At 34.8% G+C, this 25,978-nt stretch carries 15 protein-coding genes, 2 tRNA genes and 2 pseudogenes; 15 read left to right on the plus strand and 4 right to left on the minus strand.

From position 1 onward, the window contains the following. Window positions 1-442: 442 nt before the first annotated feature. Window positions 443-586: pseudogene (locus BU804_RS12015) on the minus strand (IS982 family transposase); the annotation flags it as partial. A gap of 694 nt (window positions 587-1,280) precedes the next feature. On the opposite strand from BU804_RS12015, the gene BU804_RS05720 reads away from it, so the two are divergent. Beyond that, the gene (locus BU804_RS05720) at window positions 1,281-3,254 is read left to right on the plus strand and encodes a BTB/POZ domain-containing protein (RefSeq protein ID WP_226996146.1); all 1,974 of its coding nucleotides are present in this window, start codon (window positions 1,281-1,283) and stop codon (window positions 3,252-3,254) included. A gap of 164 nt (window positions 3,255-3,418) precedes the next feature. Here BU804_RS05720 and BU804_RS05725 read toward each other — a convergent pair whose 3' ends face one another. Further along, complete coding sequence (locus tag BU804_RS05725; RefSeq protein ID WP_226996147.1) at window positions 3,419-4,255, minus strand: site-specific integrase; 837 nt, start codon at window positions 4,253-4,255, stop codon at window positions 3,419-3,421. 576 nt (window positions 4,256-4,831) lie between these two features. Between BU804_RS05725 and BU804_RS15310 the strand changes: the two genes are divergently transcribed. Beyond that, on the plus strand, window positions 4,832-4,960 hold the full coding sequence (locus tag BU804_RS15310; RefSeq protein ID WP_255371571.1) for a hypothetical protein: 129 nt from the start codon (window positions 4,832-4,834) through the stop codon (window positions 4,958-4,960). Window positions 4,961-5,674: 714 nt separating this feature from the next. Then, window positions 5,675-5,785 (plus strand): annotated as a pseudogene (locus BU804_RS12025) (IS982 family transposase); the annotation flags it as partial. A gap of 234 nt (window positions 5,786-6,019) precedes the next feature. Here the strand turns inward: BU804_RS12025 and BU804_RS05730 are convergent. Next, window positions 6,020-9,505, minus strand: a complete 3,486-nt coding sequence (locus BU804_RS05730) for a DEAD/DEAH box helicase (protein WP_075883333.1) — start codon at window positions 9,503-9,505, stop codon at window positions 6,020-6,022. A gap of 360 nt (window positions 9,506-9,865) precedes the next feature. Here BU804_RS05730 and BU804_RS05735 point away from each other — a divergent pair. From BU804_RS05735 to BU804_RS05760, 6 genes are all read left to right on the plus strand, one after another. Then, window positions 9,866-9,937, plus strand: a tRNA-Gly gene (locus BU804_RS05735). 88 nt (window positions 9,938-10,025) lie between these two features. Continuing rightward, window positions 10,026-10,097, plus strand: a tRNA-Gly gene (locus BU804_RS05740). Between the two features lie 30 nt (window positions 10,098-10,127). After that, window positions 10,128-11,435 (plus strand): trigger factor, encoded by a 1,308-nt coding sequence (tig, locus tag BU804_RS05745; protein ID WP_075883334.1) that lies wholly within the window; start codon window positions 10,128-10,130, stop codon window positions 11,433-11,435. A 467-nt stretch (window positions 11,436-11,902) separates the two neighbouring features. Continuing rightward, window positions 11,903-12,496 carry an ATP-dependent Clp protease proteolytic subunit gene (locus tag BU804_RS05750; protein ID WP_039360024.1) on the plus strand — a complete coding sequence of 198 codons (594 nt, stop codon included), beginning with the start codon at window positions 11,903-11,905 and terminating at the stop codon, window positions 12,494-12,496. Between the two features lie 237 nt (window positions 12,497-12,733). Next, entirely contained in the window at window positions 12,734-13,975 is a 1,242-nt protein-coding gene (gene clpX, locus BU804_RS05755) for an ATP-dependent Clp protease ATP-binding subunit ClpX (protein WP_075883335.1), read from the plus strand. A gap of 50 nt (window positions 13,976-14,025) precedes the next feature. Beyond that, window positions 14,026-14,919 (plus strand): GNAT family N-acetyltransferase, encoded by an 894-nt coding sequence (locus BU804_RS05760; protein WP_075883336.1) that lies wholly within the window; start codon window positions 14,026-14,028, stop codon window positions 14,917-14,919. Between the two features lie 4 nt (window positions 14,920-14,923). Here the strand turns inward: BU804_RS05760 and BU804_RS05765 are convergent, their stop codons facing one another. Continuing rightward, window positions 14,924-15,847 (minus strand): GNAT family N-acetyltransferase, encoded by a 924-nt coding sequence (locus BU804_RS05765; protein ID WP_075883337.1) that lies wholly within the window; start codon window positions 15,845-15,847, stop codon window positions 14,924-14,926. Window positions 15,848-16,040: 193 nt separating this feature from the next. Between BU804_RS05765 and BU804_RS05770 the strand changes: the two genes are divergently transcribed. From BU804_RS05770 to sctE, 6 genes are all read left to right on the plus strand, one after another. Continuing rightward, window positions 16,041-18,644, plus strand: a complete 2,604-nt coding sequence (locus tag BU804_RS05770; protein ID WP_075883338.1) for a hypothetical protein — start codon at window positions 16,041-16,043, stop codon at window positions 18,642-18,644. An 80-nt stretch (window positions 18,645-18,724) separates the two neighbouring features. Next, a complete protein-coding gene (locus tag BU804_RS05775; protein ID WP_075883339.1) occupies window positions 18,725-19,963 on the plus strand; it encodes a hypothetical protein in 1,239 nt (412 codons plus the stop codon). Window positions 19,964-20,062: 99 nt separating this feature from the next. Next, window positions 20,063-21,505 carry a hypothetical protein gene (locus BU804_RS05780; protein ID WP_075883340.1) on the plus strand — a complete coding sequence of 481 codons (1,443 nt, stop codon included), beginning with the start codon at window positions 20,063-20,065 and terminating at the stop codon, window positions 21,503-21,505. A gap of 95 nt (window positions 21,506-21,600) precedes the next feature. Continuing rightward, complete coding sequence (locus BU804_RS05785; protein ID WP_075883341.1) at window positions 21,601-22,902, plus strand: hypothetical protein; 1,302 nt, start codon at window positions 21,601-21,603, stop codon at window positions 22,900-22,902. Between the two features lie 129 nt (window positions 22,903-23,031). Continuing rightward, a complete protein-coding gene (locus BU804_RS05790) occupies window positions 23,032-23,604 on the plus strand; it encodes a SycD/LcrH family type III secretion system chaperone (protein WP_075883342.1) in 573 nt (190 codons plus the stop codon). A gap of 118 nt (window positions 23,605-23,722) precedes the next feature. After that, the gene (sctE, locus tag BU804_RS05795) at window positions 23,723-25,972 is read left to right on the plus strand and encodes a type III secretion system translocon subunit SctE (protein WP_075883343.1); all 2,250 of its coding nucleotides are present in this window, start codon (window positions 23,723-23,725) and stop codon (window positions 25,970-25,972) included. Window positions 25,973-25,978: the final 6 nt, after the last annotated feature.

The raw sequence follows: 25,978 nt of genomic DNA on the forward strand, positions 1-25,978 counted from the left end.
ATCGGGATTCAACCCCCCGTTGTTTGCTATAAATCCCTTATTCATTATCTGTGGTGTTGGAATTTATTTTAATTTAACTACATAATAAATTTTTAAATGATTCGTTAACCCAAGAACAAGCAGTTGTTTTTCCATGTTGTTCCCCCTTATGCCTCTATAATTTGTAGTTTTTCTGTTAATCTGAATTTTGAATGGTTAAATTGTATAAGGTATATTATTTGCCTTTCAATTTTGCCAGAAAAGTCTCTCAAAAACCATTAATTTTTCAATAGATTGAGCTTTGATGTTTTTTTCAAGTTCTGATTTATTAAGAAAATTACCACAAATTTTAATAAATAAAGGAAATATTTAAAAAATTTTAGTCTCAATTTTGACAATTCATTAAAATATCTTAATTGACCTGAATTTTGGATTTTTAGGCAGCTATTAACAATAGGCAATGTTATTCTGCTAAATTTATAGATGGCTTTTTAGGTTGGTGAGTATAAGCAACAATCCCAGCTAATCTAATTAATTAAAAATTTCCGGTATTTCTGTGGCGTGTCTGTTCAATCTGAGAAATATTTTTTAATGGATCGTTCACTGTTAGCTCATTATGAATACGCTGTGCATCTTTCCATCTTCTTTCAATTAAATCAATATCTTGTTTAGGCATCTTAATTCCACTCTTTGATTTTTTTGAAAGACGTGTAACACGTAAAGAGCTTCTTTAAAACTTGCCGTATAAATGGCTCAGTATGTCCCCCTTGGGAAGAGTTTTACGCTCTCAAGGTTGTTACCAAATAGCCAAAACTTTTTAGAGGTTTTTTATCATCATTTTTAAGGTCTTTTTGTACTAAGTTAAGGGAGTACTCAAAGATGGCAGCTGTTGTAACAAATTCAGCCTGTAGAATATACCTAGGAAAAAGAACTTTTCTGATCTTCTACACGTTTGTTTCGCTTGATATAATCAATGCGACGAATTTAGGAGTCAGAGCTTTATCAATTATCTGACTTAAGCGGATTGATCAGTCGAAATAATATTTCTTCGATGATTTTAAAACAAACAAGCTAATCTTTTAAGGTTCGTAAAGGATAAGTGAAAATATTTGATCCAATAAAAACTAACAATAATTAAATAAATGTAAATTTATTCTTGAAATAAAAAAAATTGTTGGTTTAAAAAGAAAGTAAAGTTTTTTATTGGTCATATAAATAACTTCTGATATGGATAGCCAAGTAAATATATACACAACTAGCTTTTTAGGCTAAATTTAAACATTTCTAAAAGTCGCGATATTATGCAACTTCAAACTTTTGACGTTTATACACCAGATCAATTCATGAAATTAATTGAAGAAGCTGTGGAAAAGAAAACTCTAGAACAAGAAAAGAAAAATGCAGCATTAAATACAGCATTAATAAAAAGAATTGATGACGCCTCTCAATTAATTTCGACATGTAATGAAGAAGTTCAGAATCTGAAAAATAAAAACATTAATCTTAAACGAAAAATTAAGAATCTTACCAATGAAAATGCTCAATTTAAAGAAGTGTTACGATTACAACTAAATGAGATAAATCGACAACAAGAACAATTTGAGAATGAAAATACCCCCTTAGACAATTCTTTGTCTAATCTAGAAGAAACTAGTGCGCCAACGATTCCAGCTTCCGCTCTTTCACCCTCATCTGAAGAAATTCAACTAAGCTTTCAAGAGGGAACTTCTCTGATTATTTCTCATTCTCAGCTAGCTTTGTTAAGGGAAAAATCGCACTACTTTAACAATCTGTGGTCGGGGAAATTTCAAGAAACCCTGCAACACCCTCTCGATTTAACACAAAAAGACTTTAGGCTTTTGCTCAATTGCCTGACGGATGCTAACTTTAATGTTCCTTTAGAAGAGATTACTTCCACCATTCAACTAGCCGCTTATTATGAACTGACAGAAGTGGTGGAAAATTTAGAAGCACAGCTGGTAGAGGGATATAAATCTCAGAGATTTGAACCCTTTAACTTCACTGAAGAAAGTTTAGTCAGTTTAAAAAAACTTTTAAATCTCACGCAGCAATGTCGATTAAACACTTTGAAAAACTATTTAGAATGCGCCGCTGTGAGTGTATTATTAAACAAGATCGATGATCTAACGGAATTTGAAGAATTTTTAAATTTATTTTCAAATGAGATAGAAGGAGGGATAGAAAGCCTTGATTTTTCAAACAATGCTTATTTAACCGATGCTCACCTCTTAGCATTAAAAGACTGTAAAAATTTAAAAATGCTTCATTTAATGTCATGCCAGGCTATTACGGACGATGGATTGGCGCATTTGAGAACCCTAACGGGATTGCAGCATCTCAATCTAAACAGGTGCACTAAAATCACTGATGCTGGTTTGGCGCATTTAGCTCCCTTACTGGCTTTGCAGCATCTAGATCTAAGTGACTGTTGGAAACTTACCCGTGCTGGATTAGCCCATTTGAGGACTTTAGTGGCTTTAAAACATTTAAATCTGGGTGGATGGATGTATCTTACTGATGCAGGATTGACGCATTTGACCCCCTTAAGGGCTTTACAACATTTATATCTGAGCAATTGTGATGAGCTCACCGGCGCAGGTTTAACGCATTTGACACCCTTAATCGCTTTACAACATCTAGGTTTAAGCGGTTGTCAGAAACTCACCGATGCCGGATTAGTCCATTTGACACCCTTAACGAGTTTGCAGTCTCTCAATCTAAGCGATTGTAAAAATCTCACCGGCGCAGGTTTAAGGCATTTGAAACCCTTAACGGGTTTGCAGTATCTCCATCTAATTTGGTGCGAGAATCTCACCGATGCTGGATTAGCCCATTTGACACCTTTAGTGGGTTTGCAGCGTCTAGATCTGGCGGGATGTTACAAACTCACCGATGCTGGATTAGCCCATTTGACACCTTTAGTGGGTTTGCAGCGTCTAGATCTGGCGGGATGTTACAAACTCACTGATGCTGGATTAGCCCATTTGACACCTTTAGTGGGTTTGCAGCGTCTAGATCTGGCGGGATGCTGGAAACTCACCGATGCAGGATTAGCCCATTTGACACCTTTAGTGAGTTTGCAGCATCTAGGTCTAAGCCAATGTAATAATCTCACTGATGAAGGATTAGCCCATTTGACACCTTTAGTGAGTTTGCAGTATCTAGGTCTAAGCCAATGTAATAATCTCACTGATGAAGGATTAGCATATTTTAAAACTGTAGCAGCTTCACTCAATTTAGAAATTGATAGGTAAAAGAACCTTCATAAAAAAGAAGGAGTTCTGGCGCCGAAAATAAAAGCGTACTTTGTCCTAGGAGAATCAAGGATAAAATTCCATTAAAGTTGACTAATTTCCATTGAGACGCTTATTTAATAAAAATATCCACTATAAGATGTATTATAGGATGGAAATTAAGCTTATAAACCAATTTTAGTGGCGGCATTTTCCGTCCACATGTTTCCCAATCGAATATACCTTCTAATGGTATCAGAGCTTTTATGGCCTGTTTGCTTTATGATCAGATGCTCAGGAACACCAAAGATGGCAGCGGTTGTAGCAAATCCAGCCCGTAAGCTATGTCCTGAGAATAAATGTTTCTGCTTTTCTAAATGTTTGTTCCTCTTAATAATCAATGCGACGGATTTGGAAGTTAGAGCTTTATCCATGATTTGACCATGCCGATTGATCGGTCGAAATAATGGCCCTTCGCTAATTTTAGAACAATTAATCCAATTTTTTAAAGTTCTGACAGGGCAAGTGAGAATGTTTGATCCATAAGGAATAGCAATGACTCTCCCCTTCCCTTCTTGGTCCGTTTTCGATTTCCTAAGCGTAATTTGCAAGCCTTCTCTAACAAATTTAGTGTCATCAATCGTTAAAGAAACTAATTCTGATTTTCGAAATGCGCCTACAAATCCCAGTAACAATAAAGCCTTGTCACGCATTCCTGACAACGAATTTGCTTTACTATTGTCATTATTGATTGATTCGATCATCTTGCGTAAATCATTTAGTAAAATCGAGTCTTTACGGGTTTGGGCAGATCCTAATTTATTTTTTATTCCTTTCCAAACTTCCTGTATTTCGGGGCAATTTTTGTCGAAAGGCTGTTTAGCTAATTTATGAGCTTGGCTAATAGAGGTAAGTCTTCGGCTTAAATTAGAAATTTTGAGAGGTTTTTGTAATTTCCCTTGTTGATTGACCCATGCGTTATTTGCTCGACTAATCAAATAGACGACAATCGTTTGAGGCAAAGCTGGTAATGACCTTAAATTTTTTTCCTGACACCAAAAAACAAAATCATTCCAGTCAGATCGATAAGATTTGTTAGTATTAAAAGACCTTGCAAAAGTCGCCTATTCTTTTGCTGTTTTGACCAAATCAAGATATTCGCCAACTTCAAAATTCTCAATTTTTTGTATTGTTAACTGATTTTCCATATTGACCATCTTTACCGACCTAAATTTTGCTAACACTTTGATTTTTCATTGTCTATTTTTCTATTTTTTCTAACTACCGATAATAATGGATTATCGGAACTTAGAATAATTTTTTAGAGATTGCTAAATATGTACACTTATGTAATTAGTTAAATAGTTTACCTTATCACTAAATACAATTTATATCATTTGAGATATGATGACCTATTTACCAATGCAATTATTTACTATATTTTTATATTCATAAACGTGTTATCTAATAAATAGTTAAATTTAGTTAAAAAGTATATAGGTTAATGATATGGAAAAGCAAAAGTAATGAGCTTCGTAGAATTCCGCCAAAACTTATCAGAATGTGTTAACTTAGCAAAATATAAAGGCTAAAGATTTTTGATTACTCGTAATGGAAAAACCGTAGGTGCTTTTGTCCCTGTAGAAGATTTAGAAAAAATTAATGCATTTAATAATGTAACTATTGACACAGCTACTGATGAAATAAGCTCAGAATTTGAACCTTAAAATAACAAAAGGGTTTAATTTATCTCTAGAGAGCTTTTTTCTTACCTGAACTGAATGAATTAACTGTGATGATATGTATCTTTAATTATTAATAGATTAAAGAAATTTTAAGGTAAATAGCATTAGTCTTTAGAGCATAACAGAAAAAGCCCGTAGAATTTATACTTGTCTGATAAGACGTACAATTTGACTATAAAAAAGCAATCCAAGAAGCAGATTGTTTTTTATCAAAAAGGGCTTCAAAGTAACACTTGCTGAGATCAAAGCTAAGCCTCTGTTTAAAGTGATTGGCTCATCTCTTCTTTATAAATTAAATAAGGCTGTTTCTTTGAATCTCACTCAATATTTAGCCCTTTCCTTCTTATAATAAAGTGGGATTGTATCAAACAGCTACTCTTCTTTTTAAGAATGAATGCTTCTCAGATTTTTCCAAAAATGACGCAAAAAATAAAAAGTTAACTTGCAATTTTCATATTCAAAGTAATTTGTAAAGCATCTATGATTTTTTCCTAACCCATTTAAAATCTCAACTGAAGGTTTTAATAATTTTTAAATTGAGTGAATCTGCTAAAATTTTAAAATGGGCTAATCCTGCATCGGTGAGTTCTCGCAACTGTTTAAATTTAGACGCTGCAAAGCCGTCAAGAGTTTCAAATGGATCAATCCTGCATCGGTAAGTCCTCCGCAATGGCTTAAATCTAGATGCTGCAAACCGGAAATTTTTTAATTAATCTATTAGCTAGGATTGTTGCTTATACTCACCAACCTAAAAAGCCATCTATAAATTTATCAGAGCAGCATCACTTGTTGTTAATGGCTGCCTAAAAACCCAAAATTCAGGTTATTAAACTTTAATGAAAACAAATGTTTTAAATCATGTGGAAGTCTTTTGTCATTTAAATTTTATTCTTCTTATTCATTACCAAAGGCAGAAACCCAAAATTCAGTTTAACTAATTTGTTTAATTTATCATCGTATATTGGAAATACGCAGATCTTATTGATAATCAAAAAGATCTGCTAAGAAGAATGGAGAAGAATAAATTTAAAAGGTTGATGATTAAGTTTGAAGGAGTTCTAAGACTTCTTCCCAAGTCAATTTAGCCATCATGTCCTCATCACGGCTAACCACTTCTTTAACTAATCCTTTTTTGCGATTGTGAAGTTCTAAAATCTTTTCCTCAATTGTATTTAAAGTGATCAACTTATAAGAAGACACAGAATTTTTTTGTCCTAAACGATGAACACGGTCGGTTGCTTGATTTTCGACAGCTGGATTCCACCACATGTCATAATGAATGACAGTATCGGCTCCGACTAAGTTAAGTCCAGATCCTCCGGCTTTTAAAGAAACTAAGAAGATAGGAATATTCGGATCTTCATTAAATTTCTTGACGATGCTCAATCGGTTTTTACTTGAACCATCCAGATACTCAAATCGAATGCCTTGCTTCTCTAAATCCTCACGCATAATATTCAACATTCGAGTATATTGACTGAAAATAACTGTTTTATGCTTACTCTCCATCAAAGTTTGCAACAATTCAAGAAGCATTTCATATTTAGAAGAATCCCCATTCTCTGGCCGATCTTTGGCAAAAATGGCTGGATGACAACAAATTTGTTTTAATCTTGTTAACGTCGCTAAAACATGAATTTGAACGCGCTCAAATCCTTCTTTTTTCACGAGCTGGGACAATTCCTCACGAGCAGAAGCCGCGTAAGAACGATAAAGTTCTTGTTGAATATTAGACAAATGACAGTGATAGACAATTTCCGAAACCGGTGGTAAATCATCTAGTACATCTTTTTTCATTCTTCTTAAAATAAATGGAGCCACCTTACGACGTAAATTATCCAGATTTTTACCCCCTTGCGATATTGTCGATTGTCGAATGTATTTTTCCACAAAACGATCGTAAGAACTGAGCAGTCCTGGCATGAGAAAATCAAAAAGGCTCCATAATTCTTCTAAAGAGTTTTCTATAGGGGTACCCGTTAAAATCAAGCGATGAGCTGCTTGAATCATTTTGACTGATTGGGCATTTCGAGTGCCGCGATTCTTAATGTGTTGAGCTTCATCTAAGATGATATAGCCAAATGGAACTGTCTTATAAAATTCAATGTCTTTTTGAAGAAGGGTATAAGAAGTGATAATGACATCATAATAATCGAGATCATTTAAAAGTTTTTTCCTTTGGCTCGGATTCCCATCAACTGGCAAAACTTTTAGCTTAGGATTAAATTTAGTAATCTCTTCCTGCCAATTATAAACTAAGGAAGTTGGGCATACAACAATCGAAGGCTGCTTCGGATGATCCATTTTATATTGCGTTAAGGTAATAATGGCTTGGAGGGTTTTACCAAGTCCCATGTCATCAGCTAAAATCCCATTCAAATGCATGCCTCTTAATCGATTCAACCAGTGGATTCCATCAATTTGGTAGTTACGAAGAGATGCTTTAATCGTTTTTGGTATCTCTCTTGAAGGGCAAGGAAGATTTCCTAACATTTGTTGTTGAATTTCTTTTAGTTTATCAGACATGGAAAAATGAATTGGCAAATTAGCAAATTGTTCGATATCTAAACTAGCTAAACTCCAAAGAGGTCGTAATTCTTTATGTTCATCTAAACGATTAATTCCCATTTCGTCGAAAATTTGAACAACAGGAGCAAGTTTTTCTAAATCTAAAATGAGAATTTTGTATGTTCCTTTTTCTTCAGTTTTAGATTTACGTTTACTTCCTTTTTTGACTGACAATTCAATAAAAGCTCGTTTAGATGACAAACAATCCCAAAGCAAATCAACCGTCACATTATTTAAATAACCATCAACTTTGACCTCGACTTCATACATGTCAATTCGATTCGATTCTTTTAAATTCAAATGAAATACGGAATTGTCATAGATGAATTGATCCAAAAGATTTTCAGGGCAGTTGAATTTTACTTGATCTTGGTGAGCGGGAATAACCTCTGTCATAAATTCGACAATTTTCTTATCATTTTTAGCACTATAAAGGCCCTGAGATGGATCATAAACGAAATCTTGAAATAGAAGATCAATAATTTTTTGTTCTTCTGTTAAATTGCGTGCTAAAATCCCTTCAGGAGTCACAAAAGTGGAAATATGAGATACTTTTAATTGGGAAGAAGCTGCTGGAACCTTGACACCTCCATAGACAAAATTTAAAGAAGCTTCTAATTCTCCGTCTAAATATTGAATATCGCATTCTGCTGCTACTTTTTCGACAAAAGGAAGTGTTACAAACCGCTCGATCATTTCTTTATTAGCAATCTCTGCAAAACGAGAAAGCTCTGTCATAGAATTTTCTACAAAAGTACCAAATAATGGTTCCGGAATCGTCATATCTCGGATAGAAGGTAAGTTACGCAAATGTTTCCTTTTTATCAAAGGTTGAAAACGATAATAGGTATTTCCGTGAATCATACCTGGTTTTGCACATTCAAATAATATCGCTTCATCACAATCGATAACCGCTTCATTTTGTAGAACAATTTTTGGTTTCAATAACACTTTTGGTGCATTAACTTCTAAATAGTTTAATTCAAATCTTAGAAGTGCTGGACTAATTGCTAATCGAAGAGGTTCTTCTAAAGTACCGCGATACATGCAAGGCATCGGATAAAGCTCTGTTTCTAATTCATTCAAAGAGCCTGCTAAAGCAAACTTTGATTCAGCAATCCCATAAGAAACAGCTAATAGGGTTCCAAAAGCTTCCGTATCAATAAATGCCGATCGTTGTTGCTTATCTCCTTTATCAATAAATCTGGCAAAATCAATAATCAGCTTGAGAACTTCTGCACTGGCTTCATCAAAAGAACTAAGTGAAAAAAAGTATCTTTTATTACCAATGTATAGAGCTTCATTATAACGAATAGCATCGATAAAAAGTTTAATTTGAGAGATATTTAAAGCTTTTGAGCGAAAAGGGAGACGTAGCGCTAATTGAATTTCAACTTGTTCAGTCATTTTCTGAGGGTTTAAAAAGATCACAGCCAATTCCGCCTTATCTTGGATAATCTCTTCTTCAGGAAGAAAAAATGAAGATTGCCCTAAAACCTGAGAAGCATTGATATATTCTGCTAAAAGTTCTTTTTGGAATTTCTTACCTTGCCTCGCATGCTCTTTAGTTTCTGCTTCTTTAAATGTTTCTCTCAAGTTTTCTTTTTCCTGGTCATCAACACTAACATCTTTTTCTAAATCTGTTTCTTTAGAATAAGCAACAAGAATTTCATTAAAATGAGCTTCTAAATAAAACAAAACAGCTGCTAAGTGCTGACAATCATATTTATAAGTGCAGTCACAATCGGAATCAATAATCACTGATTCATTTCTATCAATTTCAAGCTCTGATTCATACGAATTATCAAAACTCCCCATCACGCGACAGCTCAATCGCACTACATCGGGTTTTAAGTTTAAAATTTTAACAGAAACGACCATTCCTTTATCTTGAAGTGTTTTCCCTTCTTTAATAACGGAGGGTGAAAAATCGTGTTTTAGCTTTCGAAAATTTAACATATGTGATTATCTCAATTTGTAACTCATTTTAAACATAAGCAGGTGACAAAAAACAAAATTTTTTGCTTCTTATTCCTCTTCGCATATTTAAGTTGAGTTTGTAAATTAGTACTAAAAAAGCATTTTCTTGATGGAAGCTCGTTATTAGCGAAAAAGCATTAAATATGCGAACAAAAATTTATATTTTCCTTTTTCCTCTCTGTAATTTTCCAAGAATAATGAATTAAATTTGGCTTAATTGGTCTATTTTTTGAAAATTTTAAAAAAGACTTTTTACTTGCCGAAAAAAGCTTACCTTCTTATATTATGCGTTCCACATGAGACTTATGTTTAATTTAAACTGAATTTTATTAAGAATCTGCGGGTGTAGCTCAGTGGTAGAGCATCACGTTGCCAACGTGAGAGTCGTGAGTTCGAATCTCATCACCCGCTAAAAGTCAAGATCACATCATACTTGTGATCTTTTTTGAAGCAAATTTAAGCTAGTTCAGCTAAATTTGTTCACATCTATTAATGACATGCGGGTGTAGCTCAGTGGTAGAGCATCACGTTGCCAACGTGAGAGTCGTGAGTTCGAATCTCATCACCCGCTTTTATAAGATCTATAGCAAAGAGGTTTTCCGTGTCAAATCAAGAGACTGAAGCTGGTTCAAAAACCATTAATAATGATAATCTTAACGTTCAGATTACCCGAGGCACCCATTGTCAAGTCAAATTTGACATCACAGTAAAACCTGAAGCCGTTGTCGCTGCTTATCAAAAAGCTTTGAAAACGATCAATAAAGAAATCAATATTCCAGGATTTCGGAAGGGAAAAGCTCCTCAGCAATTAATCTTAGAAAAATATGGATCTAATGTTCAAAAAGAATGTGTCGATATCGTCTTACAAACTGGATTCAATGATGCTTTACAACTCACTCATATCCACCCGTTAAAAGACGGCCATATAAAACGCCCTATCGTGCATTATTGCACTCAAGAAAAAGGAGCCCATTTTGTTTTAGAGTTTGAAGCACGCCCCACTATCCCCTCTGTTCAACCACAAGAATTACATTTACACCACCAAGCTCCTGTACAGGTGACAGACGAAGAACGAAAGAACGCTCTTAATCAAGTTCTTTTACAATTTACGACCTATCAACCAATTGAAGACCGCCCTGTTCAAGAAGGAGATTTTATTAATGTTGATGTCACAATTTTAGAAGAAACACCTCGTCTCATTATCGACAATCAACGCACTCAAGTTAATCAATCTGGCTTACCTTCTTGGATACAAGAAAAAGTCATTGGATTAAATGCGGGAGCTAGCGCTGAAGGAATGACTCAGCCTAACGAAAAATCCCCGGATCCAGATTTTAAATCTGTTCCTTTTCGTGTAACTGTAAAAACGATATGGCAAGGAAACATGCCTACGGTTGATGACGAACTAGCTAAAAAAGTAGGTTTACAAACCGTTGATGAATTATATCAAAAATTAAACGAACGTTTAGAACAAGAAGCTCAAGAAGAAATTTATAAACAACACATTCATCATTTAGAAGATCAGCTTATCGAAAAATATCCCTTCGATCTTCCCCTTTCTTATATCGAATCCAATAAACAGGCGCGTTTAGATGACTACTTGAAGCAATTAGGTCAAGAAAGTCAGCTTCCGCAAAATTACGAAGAAATTGAGAAAATGATCGAAAATAGCACGATACGAGGTCTTCAACTTTACTTCCTGCTCCGTCGCGTGGCGGCAGATAACAAACTTGAAGTTTCAGAAGAAGAAGTTTCTCAAGAATTATCAAAGCAAATTGCTCTTATTCCTAGCGGAAAAAGTCAAATTGATATTTATGGTGATAAATCGAAATTGCGTGAGCAGCTTTATAATTTAGCGTTAGATCGCAAAATTAAAAAATTCTTACTAGATCAAGCACAATGGGTTTAATTATTAATTAAATTTTAGATACTGATTTAGACAGGAAAACTTAAACGAAAAACTGGAAAAACCTAAATAGGAATCATTTGAAAAATACAAATTGACTAAATCTAATCAATCAAATTTTTCAAATGATTTAAAATTAAGAGAATTTTTTACCTTGATAAAAACGTACAAGTAAACTGGAAAGGAAATTCAGAAAAAACTGCATAAACTTTAATTTGCTTAGACAATGCCTGTTTTTTTAAAGAAAATCACCAATTCTATTTTTTTTAAAGCTAATGATTTTTAATAGGTGCTATTTTTCAGATAAATTCACCATCAACTTGATAAATTCACCCAAATCTTTTATTGTTTGGCAATCATATACATCGTAGATGATTGAACAGTTGTTAAAAACACATTCAATACTTATCTGAAGCTAATGATTTTAATTGAGGATTCATATGTCACACTCTTCTCATCCAAGACCTGAAATGTCTTTAACTCCTTATGTTATTGAAGATACAGGCCGTGGCGAACGTTCCATGGATATTTACTCTCGTTTACTTAAAGACCGCATTATTTTTATTGGAACTGAAATCACGGATCAAGTGGCAAACGTTGTTGTAGCTCAACTACTTTTTTTGAAAATGGAAGATCCTAAGAAAGATGTTCATATTTATATTAACTCTTTAGGTGGATATATCACTTCAGGCCTTGCGATCTACGATACTATGCAATATCTTGGATGTGATATCAATACCTATTGTATTGGGCAAGCAGCCTCGATGGGAGCCTTACTTTTGACCGCGGGAACAAAAGGTAAGCGATTTGCTTTACCAAACAGCCGTATCATGATTCACCAACCTTATGGTGGTGTCGGTGGAACTTCTGCCGATGTTGCATTGCAAGCTAAAGAAATTCTCGAATTGAAGAAAAGATTGAATCATATCATGGCTGATAGCACAAGACAGCCTTTAGAAAAAATTGCTGCGGATTCAGAGAGAGATTTTTACATGAGTGCTGTGGAAGCTAAAGATTATGGCCTAATTGATGAAGTTGTCGTCCCCAAAAAAAAGACAACATGATAGAATTTACCTAGGGTGTATAAACTGAAAACAAAATTTGATCTTCTTTCTCAAAAGCAAGTTTTAGAAATCCTCAAACTTGCTTTAAATAAAAACTCTACGGCTGTCTTTGAGATCGGCTGCTCTTTACATAAATTTAAATACACCGCTCCAAATGAAGCTCTTTCTTTTATATGAACACATTAAACGATAAATACAAAGAGTTTAATTTTTAACCTTTAGATAAAGTAATCACCCATGAGTAAAAAGTCTTTAACAAAAGAACTTGCTAGCTGCTCTTTCTGTGGCAGAACTGAAGAGGCCGTTGAAAAACTCATTTCAGGACCTAATGTATATATTTGTGATAAATGTGTACGATTATGCACAGGAATTTTAGATAAAAAAGCTCCTTCCACTTATGAATTTAAAATTCTCAAGCCTAAAGAAATCAAAGAGAAGCTCGACGAGTACATTATCGGTCAAGAAAGCGCAAAAAAAACTATTTCAGTAGGTGTCTACAACCACTACAAAAGAATCCGGTCTAGAAATAAAGAAGCAGATGGAATTGAATTTAGCAAATCTAATGTTTTACTTTTTGGCCCAACAGGTTCAGGTAAAACTTTGATCGCAAAGACTTTAGCTTCTATTTTAGATGTTCCTTTTACGATTGCAGATGCCACGACATTAACAGAAGCAGGCTATGTCGGCGAAGATGTAGAAAACATTATCTTACGCCTCTTGCAAGCAGCTGATTACGATGTAGCCAAGGCTGAACAAGGAATCATTTATATTGATGAAATTGATAAAATCAATCGAACAACCGCAAATGTATCAATTACCCGGGATGTGTCTGGAGAAGGTGTTCAGCAAGCATTACTCAAAATTGTTGAAGGAACAATTGCTAATGTCCCTCCTAAAGGAGGCCGTAAGCACCCAAATCAAGAGTATATTAAAGTGAATACAGAAAATATTCTCTTTATTGTAGGTGGTGCTTTTGTTAATTTAGAAAAAATTATTGCAAAAAGGTTAGGACGAAATACAATTGGTTTTGATGGAAGCAATCGAGAAGTGGTTGATCCAACTCAAAAAAGTTTACTACTTTCCAAAGTCGAACCTGAAGACCTTATTCAATTTGGAATGATCCCTGAGTTCGTCGGCCGATTTAATAGCATCGCGAATTGTAATGAGTTGCAATTGCCTGATTTAATTAACATTTTAACAGAGCCAAAAAATGCTTTTATTAAGCAATTTATAGCTATGTTTGAAGCCGAAGGAGTGAAACTCCAATTCACTGAAGATGCACTAGCGGCTATTGCTCAACAAGCAATTGAAGCAGGGACAGGAGCTAGAGCTTTGCGCCTCATTTTAGAAAACTTGATGCGCGAATTAATGTATGAAATTCCTTCCGATGAAACAATCAGTGAAATTCTGATTGAAAAAGAAACAGTTACAGAGAAAAAACTTCCTATTATTAAACGACATGATCAAAAAATAGCTTAACCGTTTTCCTGGCGCTGGATATAGTCCAGCGTTCCTTAAAAAAAGTGATCATGATACACTCTTTTTCAATTAAAAAAATTCCTTTCTCTTCCATCCCGTCTTATCTAATTGTTCCTGCTACCCTTCCCTTTTTCAACCAATTTTCCGCACAGGAGGGATACCTTGTCCCCTGCGCCGCTTTTGTAGAAAATGAAATGGTAGGATGCGCGGTAGCTCAAGTATTTTTTATCAATCAAACAGCACAACTATACTCTTTATTTGTCAAAGAAGAGTTTAGAAAACAGGGACTTGGGTTTGCTCTTTTTCAATTTCTAGAAAACGATCTCAAACAAGAAAATAAGATATATGCCTTTGGCTTTGAATACGAAAAGAATGATCTATTTACCCCCGCCATAGAAAAAATTCTGTCTTATCAACAGTGGCTTCCCCCCAAACTTTATCTGGTTCGTTGCCATTTTGATGCTTATACTTTCGATCCACCTTGGATTCATTTACCCACTCGTTTGCCATCGACATTCAAACTTTTTAGTTGGCAGGAGCTCACTCTTAAAGAGAAAGAATATATTCAATATAAGGCAGAGCAAGGACAATTCTTACCTAGCCTTTCGCCTTTTAAAGAAGAGGAGCACGTTCATTTAGGAACTAGTGTAGGCCTGCGCTATTTGGACACCATTATTGGATGGTGTATCACTCATTCTGATAATCTTAACACCATCCGGTATAATACTCTTTACATCGACCATGCATTTTTACATTCTGGGTATGGAATACAAATCCTTAATGAGTCTATCCGCAGACACAAACGTTTACCCATTCCACAAGCTATTTTTGAAGCAAATATTGAAGAAATCGATCGCTCATGGCTTCGTTTCATAAAAAAACGACTAATTCCTCTTTCTTATCGTGTAGAACGACTCAAATGGGCTTTTAATAGCTACGTTTAATTCTTCAAACCAAAATATTTTCATTATAGAATTTCACGACCCATTTTTTTTTACTAACTTTAATGGCATAAGGGAGGAGTCGTTTTTCTATAAAACGAGCCCACGTAGAATTGATTTGTTCAGGTCTCACTTCAAACAAAGCTAATGGAATAGGATCCTCTCCATGCATCAATTGGTCATGTAATTTGATAGACTCAATTAATAACTGAATCCCATAACCAAAACGTTGCAAGTTTTTTTGTACGTATAAAATGGAATAACGGAGAGTATTTTCTAAACGATGAGTTACACACCAACCGACAAGCTGGGTTTTATAGCGCAAACCTACACTAGTCCGATATTCAATTTTTTCTTCTCCACGAAATGGCCAAAGTAAAGAAGGGATTTCATTGTTTTGCTTCATTTCTTGGAGAATGTAATGATCTTTGTCTGTTAAATCACTCCATTTAAAAAATTCTATAGTCTCTAAAGGGTGAAAAGGTAAATAAAGCCAGGAAGGATCAAATTGATAACTGTCAAAATAGTAACGAATTAAGTAAGGTTGAGTCACATGCCAATTTTTTTGTCTTGCCAAAATTTTCTCAATGATGAGAGATTCTGGAAATAGGTCTTCATATTCAAAACCGACTGCCACCATTTTTTTTTCTTTTACTAAGAGATCAATTAAGTGTTCGAATAAAGTTTGTCCAACCTTTTGTTTTCTAAAAAGTTCTTGAACGAATAAAGAAAAAATTTGAGCTGTTTGATTTTTAAATAGTTGAGCAAAAATAAAACCAATTTTTTGTTCCTCAAAACATGCTTCAATACCTATATAATTGTTTTTTTGTTTTAAATGATTTCTTGCTATGGGAATTGTTAAAACTTGATAGTTCAATAATTCAGAAGGGTTTTGTTGAGAAAATATAATTATACTGTATTTGATATTCATAATTTTATTAAATATTAATATTTTTATTTATTTTCGCACAACTAACTAAAATAAAATTAATTCTATGTTAAAATAAAAATAAGCGCATAGAATTATTATTTCTGACAATTAATTAATTTTATTACTCGTTCATAATAGACATTGTTTTTGATTGGCGAGGAAAATCTGAGACACATACACAAGGAGAATGGTCATGTCAGATATTAACAACATTGGGGGAACTACTCAAGGCCTGCAATCTTACTCTTCTTATACAGATAATCCCGTTTTTCAAAGCCTTCCATCCTCGGTTCAAGATAGCCTAATTCAATCTTTCACAAAAGAAGAATTAAATGAAAGATTTGCAAATGCAACCGTTAGTATCCCTTCACTTCTAGCTCCTAATGATATTTCTGGTTCATTAGACAACTTTTTTAAAGTACTAAGTGAAGCAAAAGTACAGCTTAATCTTCAATTTCGTACTGCTGAATTTATTGACCAGTTAACAAGACGACAAGATAGCCGAGAAGCGGGTCTTCAAGCTTTAGGCCTCGTCGGTGAGTTTGCAAGGAGAGAAGTTGCTTTGCAGCAAACAAAAGAAGCCACTGAAGCAAAAATGGCAGAAATTCACAATCTTAATGAAGCGATAAAAAATCAAATTAATGGTCAAAATAATGCCATTGATAATATTAACAATGGAAATAGCCAAGAAAAATCAAAATACCAAGAGTTGATTAATAATTATAACTCTTATGTAGCTAAACTTGCTGAAAATGGCATTACGATCAATGGCAATGGAACCGCTACAATTCCTGATGGCAAGGTTAATATCTTTAACTCCCTCACACAGACTTATTTTGGACAAGTAGCTGGATTCAATAATTATATAGGATCCCGCAAAAACGAATTGAATAATTATAACAACACAACCAATTCTTATAATCAAACGGCAACTGCGAATAATGAATGGATCAATAACTTAGTAAAAGATCTTGCTCTACAAGAATATTTAGATAAACATCAACTAACAGTTCCTTTACAAGCGGCAGCTGGTACTAGGAATACCACAGAAATTCCTCAAGAAGCAGCCCCTACCGCTGCTGCTGCCGCAGGAGTTGTGGCCATTCCTACTCCATCTGCCTATGCTTATTCAGTTGCCAATGGAACCCGTTCGTTGGCTATTGGGAAAGTTCCTGACTATCAAGAACTTAATGAAAATGAAGTCAAACCAGTCATTGAAGATGGATATTATACGCAAATTGTTAAACCTGTGGACTCCGATATCATTTATAATTCCCAATATTGGGGTTTTTTACGAGTCTTGAGCATTTTTAATCCTAATCGAGATTATGTTCCGGATCCTTTGCTAAATTTTAAACCATTAGCCAAGAAAATCTCACCTAACACAATTGTGGAAGCTATGCAACCCATTCAAGGAAATAATGCACAAGGAGCAGGAGGGCTTACAGTTGAATCAGCCGGATTAGATAATCCTCACATTACAGCTATTTTAGGGCAAGCAGCCTTCGCACAAGCTCTTCGAAATGCAAACTTAAATTTAACGGAAGAGCAAATCCAAGAATATTCAAATAATCTTGTGCTTTTATCCTCGGATTTAATCGCTCAAAGTAGCATTGATGCACTCTTACCAAGTTTAGCACCTATTTTATCTCAGCTAGAAACAACTCCTCAAGATAGTCCTCTTTTTAGCCTTTCATTTTCCCTTTCTTTTGCTAACCGTATTAATGAATTAACTGGCCATGGATTGACAGAAGAATCCCTTAAAGAATTTTTAAGTGGCATCCCAGCTCTTCAAAATTTAAGTAAAGCAGATATTGCCACCCTAACAGCCAATTTAAATTTAGGTTTATTACTTACTTCTTCTAAATTATTAGAATCGAGTTTAGGATTACCAGGCATTTCTCAACAACTTATTCTTTCTCAACTTCCTCCTGAATTATCTTCAAGCATTATTAGTCAAGCTTCTATACAAAGTGATCAACTGAATGCCGATTTAAAAACACAGATTAATGCTAATTTTATCCAACAAGGTTTTGCAGAAGATCAAGCTGCTTTTTTAGCGAATCTAGGGCAAGAAATGATTAAAAATGACATTTTAAGACCTTCGCCAACTTCTATTTCTGAGGATAATTTAAATACGCAATTATTAACGGATTCAATCAAGGCAAGTTTAATTTTGTCCGATTCTAAAATTTATGATTTGGCTAAAGCTGATGCAATTGCAAATGAAGTTGTTTCAAGAACACTAAGTGATAGTGAAGGAGCTATTATTTCTTCGACTCAATTTAAAGCCAATCTTGAATCGAATTTAAGAGATTTGAATATTCCTTCTAGTCAGATTGATGAAATTTTAAAAGATGTTATTTTAGTGTCTTCTCAAAATGCATTTAATCAAGAACAGCTTAATTTGACTCAGTTGATTGAGCAATCTGTCAGTTCGCTTGTTCCGCTAGGTGGAGGACAACTAGCTAAACTTATTAGCGCAGAAATTGCAAATACCTTGTTTGGCCATTCTAATCCAGATACTAGAGATATTGCCAATTTAAAATCTCCTTTGTCTTTGATTAATTTAGTCAATGATCAATTGAATAAACTTGAAATTGATCAAAATAACGAATCTGCAAAAGCAGTCTCTGAAGCATTTAAGGCAACTTTGTTAACAACGACAGATTTTTATGCCTTTTCATTACAAGTAATGGATCCCGCTTATTCCTTAGTTTATTCCGTTGGAACTGGCTTAATGTATGCAGGGCAAGAGCCGGAAAATTACAGAAAATCTATAGATATCATTGTCTAATAAATGGAGATGTAATAAATAAAATAATTTATTGACAATGCATAAAACAAAGCATAAATCATAATGTAAGGAGGGTGTGTATGGAAGTGGCCATTATAGGACTAGGTGCCGCCTCTGTCAGCCTCACAGAGTATTATAGTATCAATGTCTTACAAAAGTATACAGATTTGATCACCCCTCTAAAAACGATATTTTCAAAAGACTCTTCCGAATTAACGGCTGAAGATTATGATTTAATTTTAAAACAAGTGGATAGTCTGAAACAGTTAGCAAAAGAAGGTGTCCAAGACACAAACGGAACTGATACTTATCAAAGTTTTATGAATCAGGCCATGGTCACACCATTAAATGATATTATGAAAACTTTATCGATAGTAGGAATTCCTCCAGATCCCAATGCTGGACCCTTAAGTGATTCAGCAAAAATAGCCACTCTCATGGGTTGGAAATCCTTACCTAATTTCCAAATTGATGTTCTAGGGCCACTGAATGCAGCGTTATCGATACAATTAGAAGCTCATCAATATACTGTCAATATTGAAAATCCGGGGACAGGAATTATTTCGACCTTAACAGTATTAGCCTCGCCAGGACGCTCTCTGCAAAGTATGCTTGAATTAGAGTATATAGGCGCAGGCAATACTCAAATGGCTGGTAAAATGGCTGATTTGGAGCAAGCTTTAAGTTTATCTCAAAAGATTTTGACGACTTTAACAGGAATTCAAAATATCTCTAACCAAATTCAAGTTTACAATAAAATTCCTTTCAGATTACCCAATACTGCCGATTTAGATGACTATAAAAAACAGTATAAACAACAAGCAAGTGCCTATTTTGCTCAAATTTTTCCTACCGCTGAACCAGTTGCCGATTCTGCTCAAAAACTTTTAAATCTCAAACAAACCTTATGGGATCAAATGGTAGCCCTTGAAGCTGCGAACCCTACTAGTGGACGCAATGTAACAGGTTCACTTGCTAATGCAGTTTACAAAGTTGTTCAAGATATTAGCGCAGCTTTTGTCGGGGTTGATTTAACTGCTGCCAATGCTCAGGATCAACTATTTGCTTCTGTAAAAAAATGGATCATGGATAACCAAGATGTTCGCATTGACGAAGCGGGAAGTAATAAAAATGCAGGTGCAATTCAAGATCGACTTGCCTCTGCAATGACAACTGCTCAAAATTTAGAAGAGAGCCAAAGAGAAGATGTTCGCCGTTATTTACTACTCTTTCAAGAATTTTATAAATCTGCCATGAGTATGATTCAATTACTGGGAACTATTTTTGACAAAATTAATAAAGGAATATTTAAAGAGTAATTATTTGTTTAATTAAATAATTAATAATATAATAAAATTATAGAAATTTTTAATTATTTACTTACATGTTAATAAGTAAGTAATTTAAGGAGTTTGAATATGAGTGCTAACTTTACAATTGATGGAATTGGTTCCGTTCCTTCGAATGTTGCAGAATATACGAGTGGGTCTGTTGTCAAAGCATATCTTGAAAGTATCAATATTATTGCAGAAATTTTCAATAGACGCAGTAGCAATCCAAACAGTAGTAATTCTCCCTTAAGTGATACAGACTTTGATAATTTAATTGCAGCTATGAATAAGCTACGAGATTTGGCTAAGAATGGGGTAACTGATGGGAATCCTCCTCTGACATTCTATTTAACTGCAGAAATGGCCACCAATCTCGATTTAGTTTTTAAATCTTTAAAAGCAGCAGGCATCGTTCTTGATGTTACCTATTCTTCTGACAAAACAACTCTGCTAGAAAGTTGGCAAAGCCTGGCTGGATTTGGCGTTCAGCAAATCATGAATGCAGCTACAAGTGTTTCCACAAGCTCCACTCGCACTTTGCAAAGTATGGTAGAGCTAGAATATGTCAAACAAGGTAATGACCTTTTGGCTGTAAAATTTCAGGCTTTAGAGCAAAGTTTGAAAACAACCCAAGGAATTTTAGATACCTTAGCTCTCATTCAAGGAATTTCAAATCAAGTTACTATTACAAATAAAGGAGATTTTGCCTTTCCTCCTACGAATAACTGGCAAATTCCTTCTACAGCCGTTGCACAAATTCAACAAGCTTTCAATGAAATTGCAAACGGACAAGATTCGAGTGATCTGATTAACAGAATGAAAAATTTCCAAAAAACTTATAACAGTGCTGTAGCCGCTGCCAAACAATATGCTGCTGCAAATGGAACGACATTTAGCACTGAATTTAGTAAGTTAACTAATGCCTCTAAGATTATGAATGACGTTGTCCTTCATGAGTGGACAAAATCCGAAGGAAGTGGGAAAGATAGTTCTACAGAAAACATGAAAATTGAATATTACACAAAAATTTATAAAGTTGTTGCAAGTGCACAATTTACTCAAGTGTTTCCAGTTGCTACACCGACTAGTACAGCAGCAACAGAGCTATTGGCAGCCAAACAAAAATTATATCAGCGCCTGGTAGACTTAGAAGCTATTTCTCCAGCTAACACACGCTCTGTCGAGGGCACATTAGCCAGTATGATCTTTAAAGTGGTACAAGACATTAGTTCCGCTTTTCTTGGGCTCGATGCATCTACAGCAACGCCAGAACAACTAAAAACTGCAGTTTCCAAATGGATTATAGATAATCAAAATCAAAAAATTAGCTCACAGGCTGGAAATAATGTAGGTTCGATCCAAGATCGAATTACGCAGGCAATTACAGCCGCACAATCTTTAAACGATACAGAAAAAGAAAACGTTAGAAACTATCAATTTGTTTTTCAACAATTCTATCAATCCGCAAGTACTGTTTTACAAAAAGTGACCCAAATTGTAGAAAAATTAGCGCAAGGAATATCTAGATAATTAACATATTTTTTGGATTATTAACAGGCTTTAGAAATTAAAAATATGAAAATTGAAATAAAGCTATTTCCTTGAGGTCCTTAAGGAGGATGAATATGGCTGATAATATTACGTTTGACGATGGATATAATCAAACAAGTTTTTTAGATGGTCTGCAGTACACCCCTAATGCCGTTCTGGGTAATGATATTCCCATTACGGGCTTACCTGCTGGTTATTATGCAAGTAATAATCTTACAGCTTTACCTACGAGTATCTTACCATACAAACTAGCGACAGAATTTCCAGGCCAAACTCCCCGTACTACGGCAGAAGATTTTGATGGTTTTTTAGCACAATATAGCCTTCCAAATACTCCAGGAGCTGTTATTCCGACTAAAACGTTTACAAGTTTATCCGGTCTAGCATCAGCTTGGTATGTGGATTTTATGCATGAAAGTAGCTCAAAAGATGGATTATACAACAGTTTATTACAAGAATTTACCTCTGCATTAAACATTCAAATTGATAGCTCAGGAAACGTTACAGGGGGTGATTGGCAAATTTTGACCGGTACCCCTGCTGTCAGCCCTGCTGTCAATTTTAGTGCTTCCAGTGCAAATAATCCTTTTATTCGCGCTTTCAACAATTTTTTGAGTACTTATACTTATCCGCAATCGCCTTTATCAGGAGATCTAGCTTATTATAAAAACTTTCTAGATCAATGGCATTCCTATTTATCAAATATTAGTTTACTCAATACTCCTGATTCAAGCACTCCTGCCAACTTTCAAAATTTAATAAGCTATGAAGCGATTTACAAAGCTTATGCCAAAGATCCATCAGATGAAGCATTTAAAATACGTTTAAAACAATTTTACCAAGAAGAAATGAGTTCCAAAGGATATTTTATGCCTAGCCAAAGTTTGACAGATTGGGTCACCGCCATTCGTAATGAAAACAATGTCAACATGAATTTGGAATTAATTGGTTCTTCTCTAGCAGGAAATAGTTCAGAAAAAGCTCTTGTTCTTAATAGAATTATATTGCTATTGATTTCACTTATAAAAACTTTACAGGATGTGGGGATTGCGCAAGCTAATCGACTAACGTACCTTACTAAATATCAAAACGTTTATACAGCTTTACAAACACAAATACCTGTCTTTTTAAAAGACGGTTCCAATCCATTAGGAGGTTCCTCAACAGAAGCTGGGCAAACTCGTAATGACTTAAACTCTTCTTTTAACGGTATTTTAACTGATAATTTAAGATCGTTAAGAGGAATTCAAGAGGATAATGCTAAAAAATTGCAATCCAAAGTTAATTCAACTAACGATGCAGTAAACCAACAGACAGATATGGTATCAACGTTTATTCAACAAATGCAAACCCTTTTAAACGCAATTTTACGTTAAGAAATAAAAAATTAAGCATTCACTCAATAAACGCAAAATTCACTAGATTAATGATATGAAGCATTCAGAGTGTAAAAAAGAACTTTCTCATTAAATTAAAGACATAAGAATAAGAAATAGGAGGAGACCATGAAAGGTTCTCGTGGAGTAAAAAGTCAGATGAAAAAAGATGCCTTAAATGCTTCGATGGTTGAAGATGAGAAGTTCAAAAAAGCTTATGGGGATATCATGGGACGTATGTTCAATGAAGGAATGACACCCAAAGATGCCATGGGGGTAAACAGCAACATTTTAGAAAGTGTATATGCACAAGCTTACCGCCTATATAATACAGGAAAATATATTGAAGCCGTTCATTTGTTTCGTGTTTTAATTATGATGAACTATGCAGAATCGAAGTATGTGTTAGGACTAGCCGCTTGTTTTCATATGATGAAAGAATATAAAAATGCCATACAAACTTATACGATGTGTAGTGCGATCGATCCTAATACACCTATCCCCTATTATCACTCTTCTGATTGCTTTATTCAAATGAAAGATTATTTATCAGCGATGCTTTGTTTACAATTGGCTATTGATAAATCTCAAAATAAGCCTGAATTTGCAAAAATTAAAGAACGTGCGATTTTAAGTTTAGAAAGTTTAAAACAACAAAATCTCCCATCACAACCCATAAAAATGGAAGAAGACGAATTTTAAATAAACTGCTTAAAATATTATACAGATGAATTAAAGGTAAAATTTAAGTCTTTACAATCATCATTAATTTATCTGGTTAGACAATCATAAATTTACTTAACCCTAAAAGAGGTTAACTATGGGAAATACTATTTCTGATGGCAATAACTATCAATCTGCTGATTATGCATTTCAATCTCCTCCTAATACAGGCACAGAAACATCAAATTCTGTTCAATTTAAATTTGTTCTCACTGACGATACAATTGCGTCTGCAGATTTCTTTTCAAGTATTCAATTTTTTGTACCGACTACTTACACTGCTGATGCTTCTGTTCCCACACTTGCTTCTCCGGAAACCGAAGAAACCGGTGAACAGCTCCCTTACGGAACAACAGAACAAGGGATGATTAAAAAGTTTTTTTCAGATCAAGTAATCTCTGCTTTAAAGGGACAAGGGTTAACTCCTGAACAAGCTGAGACTGTTTATGAAGCAATTATGAGTGGAACAGTTCCTGCTGATCCAAACCTTGCAGAAATTGCAAAAAAAATTAGCAAAAATGTCACTGCAAAAACAATTACCGAAGGTAATTTACCTGCTTCTTGGACTTTAACCTCCACAGACGCTAAAGACTGGACTCCTTTACCCATTCTTCCTTATGGATCAGATCAGCAAGCTCAAGTTAATGAATATTATGATCAAACTGTTTTAAATAAAGTGACAACATATTTAGAAGAGCATGCCCTAGAACTAGATCCTGATCAAGCCATGAATTTAATGAAAGCTGTTCAAACAGGAGAAGTATCTTCTGATATTGCAGACATATACATTCAATTAACTGCTGAAGCAAGAGTAGAAACTCAACAAGCTTTTGGGTTACCAAATAGTTGGTTTAAAGGCACAACCTCTGTAGATGATTGGAAACCTATTAATGTAGGCCTAATCACTCCTTCCAAAGTCGCTAATGCTCGTTTAGAAGGATTACTTGGAAATGCTGAAGCCGTATTCACAGACATTTCCGCCGCAGCAAATGCGCTTTTAGATGGCCCTCCTCCTATTCCTGCGGATGATCCAAGAAGAGTTGCTTTAACAGAATTTTTAAAGATTATTGGTGATGCTATCAAAGATTTAAAAGCAACTCTTCGGGAGATCCAAGTCCACGATGCTGAAAAATCAAAACAAAATGCAAAAGCCAAATTTGGTGAGTTGGCTGACAGGCGCCTCCGAGCGCAAGAGCAAGCAGAAAAAATGGAAAAAATGATGAAGAAGCAAAAGGAAATGAAATCAATGGGCATTGCGATGAAAATTATCGGGCCTATTATTGCTGCTTTATCAGTTATTATAGGAACCCTCATTGCCATTGCTTCTTTAGGAACAGCAACAGCTGCATCGGTCGCTATAATTGCAGCTGGAGTTACAGTGGGTGTTGCAATGACAGCCTATGCAATCGCAGATTCTGTAACTGGTGTCACCCAAAAAATTATCACCGCCTTTAAAGATGCCTTGGATAAACTGATGCCTGATTCACCGGATTGGGCTAAAGCTCTTGTTAAAGCTTTAATTGTCGCTGTTGTTGTAGCTATTTTAGCTGTCATTATTGTTCTTGCTATGGCTTCAGGTAGTGGAGCTGGAGCAGCAACTAACGCGGCATCTCAAGCTGTTCAACAAACCATTCGTATAGCAGTTACTGAAGCGATTAAACAAATGGCTATGCAGGCAATGATGATGGCTATTATGAGCAGTAATGTTTTACCAGAGTTAGTCGGAGGCATTTTAAAAGCTTCTGGGGTGGATAAAAAAACTCAACAAATTGTTGAGATGGTTGTCATGGCTATCACTCTTATTGCGTGTGTCATTGCTATGGCAAAAGTTGGAGGTGCAAAAACGGGTGGAACTGAGCAAAAAGCTGCTGATGCCGCGGAAGGAGTCACAAAAGAAGCCGCCAAAACTGTGACTCAGCGAGCCACAGACGCTTTAAAAGATTTTAAATCGCAATTAGACAACGTAAAAGAATCCATAAAAAAACTTCCAGAGACTATGCAACAAGAATTTAAATCAATGATGCAAGGTTTTAAAAATATTGATAAATGGGACGTTTTAAACGGTGTTGCACAAAGTGCTCCATTAGCTGTTCAAATGACTGGAGGATGCATAACAGGATCTATGCAACTTAAAGTCAGCCGTTTATTAAAAGAAGTGGGTGAAATAAAATCTGCGGAAGAGGAACTTGAAGGGTTAATTCAAGCTTTAGAAAAACTTTTAAAAAATATTCAGCAAGGAATGAATAATCGAGATGACTTTATTGCTCAGCTACAACAAATGTACACAAGCATTTATGATGCCGCTGCAAAAACTCAAAATCAAATGTTCAATGCCCTTCAGGGATAAGGAGAA

Origin of the sequence: Candidatus Protochlamydia sp. W-9 (assembly GCF_001950615.1) — a bacterium.
Taxonomy (GTDB): domain Bacteria; phylum Chlamydiota; class Chlamydiia; order Chlamydiales; family Parachlamydiaceae; genus Protochlamydia; species Protochlamydia amoebophila.

Coding starts and splice junctions, on each gene's coding strand:
- BU804_RS05720 (WP_226996146.1), top strand. CDS start 1,281: ATGCAACTTCAAACTTTTGACGTTTATACACCAGATCAATTCATGAAA.
- BU804_RS05730 (WP_075883333.1), bottom strand. CDS start 9,505: ATGTTAAATTTTCGAAAGCTAAAACACGATTTTTCACCCTCCGTTATT.
- BU804_RS05750 (WP_039360024.1), top strand. CDS start 11,903: ATGTCTTTAACTCCTTATGTTATTGAAGATACAGGCCGTGGCGAACGT.
- clpX (WP_075883335.1), top strand. CDS start 12,734: ATGAGTAAAAAGTCTTTAACAAAAGAACTTGCTAGCTGCTCTTTCTGT.
- BU804_RS05760 (WP_075883336.1), top strand. CDS start 14,026: ATGATACACTCTTTTTCAATTAAAAAAATTCCTTTCTCTTCCATCCCG.
- BU804_RS05765 (WP_075883337.1), bottom strand. CDS start 15,847: ATGAATATCAAATACAGTATAATTATATTTTCTCAACAAAACCCTTCT.
- BU804_RS05770 (WP_075883338.1), top strand. CDS start 16,041: ATGTCAGATATTAACAACATTGGGGGAACTACTCAAGGCCTGCAATCT.
- BU804_RS05775 (WP_075883339.1), top strand. CDS start 18,725: ATGGAAGTGGCCATTATAGGACTAGGTGCCGCCTCTGTCAGCCTCACA.
- BU804_RS05780 (WP_075883340.1), top strand. CDS start 20,063: ATGAGTGCTAACTTTACAATTGATGGAATTGGTTCCGTTCCTTCGAAT.
- BU804_RS05785 (WP_075883341.1), top strand. CDS start 21,601: ATGGCTGATAATATTACGTTTGACGATGGATATAATCAAACAAGTTTT.
- BU804_RS05790 (WP_075883342.1), top strand. CDS start 23,032: ATGAAAGGTTCTCGTGGAGTAAAAAGTCAGATGAAAAAAGATGCCTTA.
- sctE (WP_075883343.1), top strand. CDS start 23,723: ATGGGAAATACTATTTCTGATGGCAATAACTATCAATCTGCTGATTAT.